5 protein-coding genes are annotated in these 6,116 nt (G+C 68.5%); all 5 read left to right on the top strand.

All coding sequences use genetic code 11. The features are described from left to right. Positions 1 to 522, top strand: a 522-nt coding sequence (locus tag V8324_RS20815; RefSeq protein ID WP_336421812.1) for a phage tail tape measure C-terminal domain-containing protein, incomplete at its 5' end; no start/stop codon positions are given. A 6-nt stretch (positions 523 to 528) separates the two neighbouring features. Then, entirely contained in the window at positions 529 to 1,131 is a 603-nt protein-coding gene (locus tag V8324_RS20810; RefSeq protein ID WP_336421811.1) for a DUF2460 domain-containing protein, read from the top strand. Further along, positions 1,128 to 2,738 (top strand): DUF2163 domain-containing protein, encoded by a 1,611-nt coding sequence (locus tag V8324_RS20805; protein ID WP_336421810.1) that lies wholly within the window; start codon positions 1,128 to 1,130, stop codon positions 2,736 to 2,738. The genes V8324_RS20810 and V8324_RS20805 overlap by 4 nt, the downstream gene beginning before the upstream one ends. A gap of 4 nt (positions 2,739 to 2,742) precedes the next feature. Further along, positions 2,743 to 3,177 carry a C40 family peptidase gene (locus V8324_RS20800; RefSeq protein WP_336421809.1) on the top strand — a complete coding sequence of 145 codons (435 nt, stop codon included), beginning with the start codon at positions 2,743 to 2,745 and terminating at the stop codon, positions 3,175 to 3,177. Between the two features lie 66 nt (positions 3,178 to 3,243). After that, on the top strand, positions 3,244 to 6,116 hold a 2,873-nt coding region (locus tag V8324_RS20795; RefSeq protein ID WP_336421808.1), incomplete at its 3' end, for a phage tail protein.

Below are 6,116 nucleotides of genomic sequence, written 5' to 3'. Positions count from 1 at the left end.
GCGGCGCTCGGGCGGGCCTTCAAGGGCGCCGAAGATGCGCTGGTGGCGTTTGTCACGAAGGGCCGGATGGATTTTCGCGCGCTGGCCGACAGCATCATGGCCGATATTACCCGCATCGCTGTGCGCTCGGCCATCACCGGCCCCCTGGCCAACTGGGTCTCCGGGCTGGGCGGGGGTGGCAACCTGCTGGCGGGCATCTTCCACAGCGGTGGTCTGGTTGGTGCGCCCGCCCTCTCGCGGCCCGTCCCGGCGCTGGCCTTTGCCGGCGCGCCCCGGATGCACGGCGGCGGCCTAGCCGGGCTGCGCCATGACGAGGTGCCGGCCATCCTGCAGCGGGGCGAGATGGTGCTGTCGCGGCGCCAGCTGGCAACGGCGTCACGCAGCCGGGACAGCGAGCACCCGCGCCCCGTCCAGGTGGTGATGAATGTCACGACGCCGGACGCCAGTTCCTTCCGCCGCTCGCAGGGGCAGATCTCGGCGGACCTGTCCCGCGCGCTTCAGCGCGCACAACGCAACATGTGAGGATGCATGACCGGATTTCACGAGGTGCGGTTTCCGGAGGCGATCGCGCGGGGCGCGTCGGGCGGTCCGGGCTACAGCACCACGGTGATCACCACGAGCGCCGGGCTGGAACGGCGCAATATCAACTGGGCTGCCGCCCGCGGCCGCTGGGATGTGGGCAGCGGGCTCAAACGCCGGGCCGATGTTGCCGAGCTCATCGCGTTCTTCCGCGCGCGGCGCGGCCGCGCCTACGGGTTCCGGTTCAAGGACTGGACCGATTACCAGGCGCTGGCCCAGCCGATCGCGCAGGGCGACGGCACGACCGAAACGGTCCAGCTGGTGAAGAGCTATGCAAGCGGCGGCGCGGTCGAGACCCGGGTCATCACCAGGCCCGTTCCGGGAACGGTGAAGATCAGCCTCGACGGCGTCGAGGCGACCTCTGGCTGGAGCGTCGACACGGCCACCGGGCTTGTGACCTTCACCGTGCCCCCCGCATCCGGGGTGCAGGTGACGGCGGACTTCGCGTTCGACGTGCCGGTGCGCTTCGACACCGACCACATGGACCTGTCGCTCGAGACCTATGACCGCGGTGTCTGGCCGCAAATCCCCATCGTGGAGATCCGCCCATGAAATCGACCTCGACAGCGCTGGCGGCGCACCTCGCCGGGCCGGTAACGACGCTCGCCACCTGCTGGCGCATCACCCGCATCGACGGCAGGGAGTTCTTCTTCACCGACCACGACCGCGATCTGGCGTTCGAGGGCAATCTCTACAGGGCGAGTTCGGGCTATTCGCGCACGGCCATCGCGGGTGACGCGAGCCTGAGCGTCGACAATCTCGACGTCGAGGGCGTCTTCGACAGCGCCGCGATCACCGAGGAAGAGCTGCGCGCGGGTCTTTTCGATCAGGCCGAGGTGCGGATCTTCATCGTCAACTGGGCGGACCCCGCCATGGGCGCTCTGCGGATGCGCCGCGGCTGGTTCGGCGAGGTCGTGCTGAGCGAGCAGGACATATTCCGGACCGAGCTGCGCGGCATGACGCAAGCGCTGCAGCAACGCATCGGCGAGCTCTACAGCCCCGAATGCCGCGCCGATCTCGGAGATCACCGCTGCAAGGTGCCGGTCGATCCGTCCGAGATCGCCCGGCTCACCGCCTATGCCGAAGGCGACGTGGTGCGGGTGCGCACGACCGGCACGCCGGTCAGTTTCGCGCTGCCGATCGTCAACGGCCATTTCGAGGCGGATGGCGCCGGGGACGGGTCCGGCTTCACGCCCACCGGCTGGGCACGGGTCTCGGGCGACTGGGACGTGCATGACGCGGGCAATGGCGGCCTGGCGCCGGCGCTTGGCAGCTTCTATCTTGAGGGCGGCAGCTCTGCGGCGGGAGAACTGACCCAGTCCATCGATCTCGTTGGCGCGGGTCTGGACCCTGAGCAGATCGACGCAGACGCCTACCGGCTGGACGCATCGGTGAAACGGGCAAATTCCTTTCCGGACGATCTGGGGCGGATCGTGATCGACGCGCTGGACGGCGCGTCGAGCCTGCTCGTATCCCTTCTCGACACGGGCTTCGAGGAAATCCTGCCAGAAGACAGCTGGGCGCAGAGGGGTGTCGATCAGGCGCAGCTGCCCGCGGGCACGCGCATCCTGCGGATCCGGTTGCTGCACCAGCTTGCGGCCGGCAGCCAGTCCAACGCCGCCTTCGACGCCGTGACGGCGGTGATCACCGACACCACTGCCGCGATTCCGACGGCGGCAGATTACGAGAACCGCGTCTATCGCTGCGTGACCCCGGGCACGACCGCCGCGACGCAGCCCGCGTTCGACACAAGCGTGGGCGCGCAGACCCTCGATGGCGACGCCGTGTTCGAGGCCGAGGAGGCCTGGACCCGGTCAGGCGTTGTGACCGAGGTCACCGATCGCGCCGTCTTTACCGCCGAACTCGATGAGCCCCGCGCCACTGACGACTGGTTCGCGGGCGGTGTGCTGACCTGGGAGACCGGTGCCAATGCCGGGCGCGCCATCGAGGTCAAGGGCTGGGTGCAAACCACCGGTCGCGTCGAGCTGTTCCTGCCCATGGGCTACGCGATTGCCGCGGGCGACATGTTCCGGATCCATCCCGGCTGCGACAAGCGCCTCGACACCTGCATCGACCGCTTCGCGAACGTCCTCAACTTCCGCGGCGAGCCGTATGTGCCCGGCCAGGATGCCATGATGCGATATCCCGATGCACGATGAGCCCGTGACATCCGAGACAGTCACCCCGGAAGCGATCGTCGCCGAGGCGCGAACATGGCTCGGCACCCCGTGGCGGCACCAGGGGCGCAGCATCCGGGGCCTCGATTGCGTCGGTTTGGTGGTCGTGGTCGCCCGCAGCCTGCGGCTCTCCGACTATGATCACACCGCCTACGGCCGCCGTGCGCAGGGCCAGGGCTTTGTCGACCACTTTCGCGCGCACATGGACAGCGTCGCCATCACCGACTCCCGGCACGGCGATGTGCTCGTCTTCGCCGATCAGGCCTATCCCTGCCATTGCGGCTTTCTGACCGAACGGCTCGGGCAGCCGCATCTGCTGCACGCGCACGCCACGCGCCGGCAGGTGATCGAGGAACCCTATGCTGGCGAATGGCCCCGCAAGGTCAAGTTCGCCTTTCGCTTTCGCCACCCCGGAGCCTGACCTCTGAACCTTGTTTTTCGCGTTCTCGGACGCGGAACCGGACCCCACTTACGCTGAGAACGCTCAATGGCCATTCTCGTTGCAGCAGGCGGCGCCGCACTCGGCTCCGCGGTCGGCCTCGGCTGGCAAGCCGGCTGGCTCGTCGGCTCGGTGGCCGGCAACCTCCTGTTTCCCGGCAGGGGTCAGGATGTCACCACCGAGGGACCGCGCCTCGGCGACCTGACCGTGTCCTCGTCGGCCTATGGCGCATCCATCGCCCTCGGCTACGGCACCTTGCGCATGGCCGGCAACATGATCTGGACCGCCGGCATCTCCGAGCAGAAGAACGTCACAAGGACCCGCTCAGGCGGCAAGGGCGGCGGCGGCGCCACCCGGACCTCGGTCACCTATTCCTATTTCGCGTCCTTCGCGCTCGCCTTCGGCGAAGGGCCGGCCGGGGACGTGCTCCGGATCTGGGCCGACGGCAAGCTCATCTACGACAAGACCGGCGCAAGCCCCGATGTCGCGAGGCCCGATCTCAGGTTCCGTTTCCATTCCGGCGCGGAGGATCAGCTGTCCGACCCGCTTATCGAGACGCATGTCGGCGCGGGCCGCGCGCCCGCCCATCGGGGTCTGGCCACCATCGTCTTCGAGGACCTGGCGCTCGCGGATTTCGGCAACCGCATCCCCAACATCACGGCCGAGATCACCTACCAGCGGGCGGCGCAGCAGCCCTGGCAGCTCATCGACTTTATCACGACCGGCGAAGGCGGATATTTCGGGAGCTACCAGCTCGACGAGCTGGCCGTCGACTGGCGGCGCGGATACGGCTACTTTCTCGACAGCGACGCGGACGCCGCCGAGGCCGGGATCCGCCGCTTCAGCCTGCGGACCATGAAAGAAGACCGCCAGGCGCGGATGACGGATATCACGGCCGTCGCGCCGAACAACTTCCCGAGCACGCTCTTTTGTGGCGAAGACGGCCATCTCTACCTCACCGCGGGCTCCGGCAACTCGCGGCCCATAGTGAGAGTCGAGCCGAATGCGTTGAAGGAAGTGGCCCGCTTCGGAAGCCGGAGCAACGGGCTGACCAATGTCACGACGCGCTTTGTCGCCACGACCTGGATGGGGATGGTCTCCGCCTATGGCCCCGCGGGGCGGATCGATTTCCTGCTGACCGGCTCGCTTTTCGACGATGTCGGCCTGCTGCGCGCCGAAGACATGGGTTATGTCTGGGGCGCTGGCCAGCGCGTGGCGGAGTCGCGCCTGCGCGGCGTCATTGCCGGCGCTGTCGGCGAGGGCTTTGGCGAGGGCTGGGTGCTGGCCAGCGGCCGGGGGATCAACCACACCAGCCTCGGGCTCTACCGCCTCCGCGTCGCGGCCACCGCGCGCTACGACAGCGTCTCCGGGCAAAGCCTCGGCGTCACCTTCGAGAAGGTCGCGAGCTTTGCGCCGGACGAGATCGAGCCCGGCGCGACCGGCTTCTGGGACACGGCCGGGGGTCTCACTTATGATGTCACCGATGACAGCGTCCTCTTCCAGGCGCGCGTGGCGAATGGCAGCTCGGCCGGCGCGATCCATACGCTCAAATGGCGCAGCGACACCGGCATCGTCTGGAAGACGGTCGTGCCCCACCAGATCAACTACGAGGGGCCGTTCTTCGGGCAAAGCCGGCTGACCGGGCAGCGCTGGACGCTGATGCGCAGCACGCGGCTCATCCAGCTCGACACCGCGACCGGCGCGGTGGTGCTCGACGAGACCTGGCCCTATCCCGTCAGCGAGCGCGGCGCGCAGGTTTATGATGCCGCCTCCGACACGCATCTGGTGCGCGGCAGCGACGGCTGGGCGAAGCTCTTTCTCAATCGCGGCGGCGGTGGTGGAGAGACGCTCTCCGGCATCGTCTCCGACCTTTGCGCGCGTGCCGGCCTTGGTCCGTCCGATATCGACGTCGCCGATCTCGGGGCGATCGTGCCCGGCTACGTCATCGGGCGGCAGACCACCGTGCGGGGTGCGATCGAGCCGCTGGCACAGGCGTATTTCTTCGACGCGGCCGAAAGCGACGATACCCTGCGGTTCCGGACGCGGGGACGACCGCCCGCCGCAACCATCGATGCGGATCATCTGCTGCCGCTGGATGAGCGGACCTTCGAGCGCTGGCGTGAGCGGCGCACGCAGGAGGTCGAGCTCCCCGAGCGGGTCAGCGTCGTCTACATGGACGCACAAGCCGATTACAGCCAGGGCACCCAGAGCGCAAAGCGCACCTCCCTGCCGCGGCCGACCATGCAGTCGCGCAACCAGTCCAGCATGGAGCTGGCCCTTGCGCTGGACGCGACGACGGCCAAGCAGATCGCCGCGAAGACCCTCTACAGCGCCTGGATCGAACGCAGCACCTATGAGGCCGAACTGCCGGCCGACTGGCTGCGCCTCGATCCCACCGATGTCGCGGATGTGGTCTTTGCGAGCGGATCTCGTTTCCGGACCCGGATCACCCGGCTCGATGTGGGCGCGGATTACTCGCTCGCGGTGACGGGCGTCTCCGAGACCGCCGCCACCTACGTCTCCAGCGTGGCTGCCGATGGCGGGTCCGGCACGCCCGTGCAGGTGATCGGCGCCAGCGCCGCCACCCGGCTGATCCTGCCGGACCTTCCCCTGCTGCGCGACACCGATGACACCGGCGGGTCCGGATCGCGGCTCTATTACATGATGGCCGGCTTCGGCGGCCCCGGCTGGCCCGGCGCCTCTCTCTATCGCAGCCCCGACGGCACGGACTGGGCACAGGTCGGGCGATCCCTGAGCGAGGCGGCCTGGGGTGCCACGGCAAATGCCCTCGGCACGCCGACATCCCCGTTCGCGACCGATGAGACGAACAGCCTCACGGTGTTCATGACCACCGGCGGCGACCGGCTGGAGAGCGTCACGCAGGACGCGATGCTCGGCGGCGCCAACGCGGCCCTCGTCCT

This window comes from Roseovarius sp. D22-M7 (assembly GCF_037083785.1).
Taxonomy (GTDB): Bacteria; Pseudomonadota; Alphaproteobacteria; order Rhodobacterales; family Rhodobacteraceae; genus Roseovarius.
The sequence above is the reverse complement of the archived record's forward strand: the minus strand, read 5'-3'. Positions and strand labels throughout refer to the sequence as shown.

Bases quoted from the DNA above. Each gene is read 5' to 3' on its own strand.
- V8324_RS20805 (WP_336421810.1), top strand. From the start codon at position 1,128: ATGAAATCGACCTCGACAGCGCTGGCGGCGCACCTCGCCGGGCCGGTA.
- V8324_RS20810 (WP_336421811.1), top strand. From the start codon at position 529: ATGACCGGATTTCACGAGGTGCGGTTTCCGGAGGCGATCGCGCGGGGC.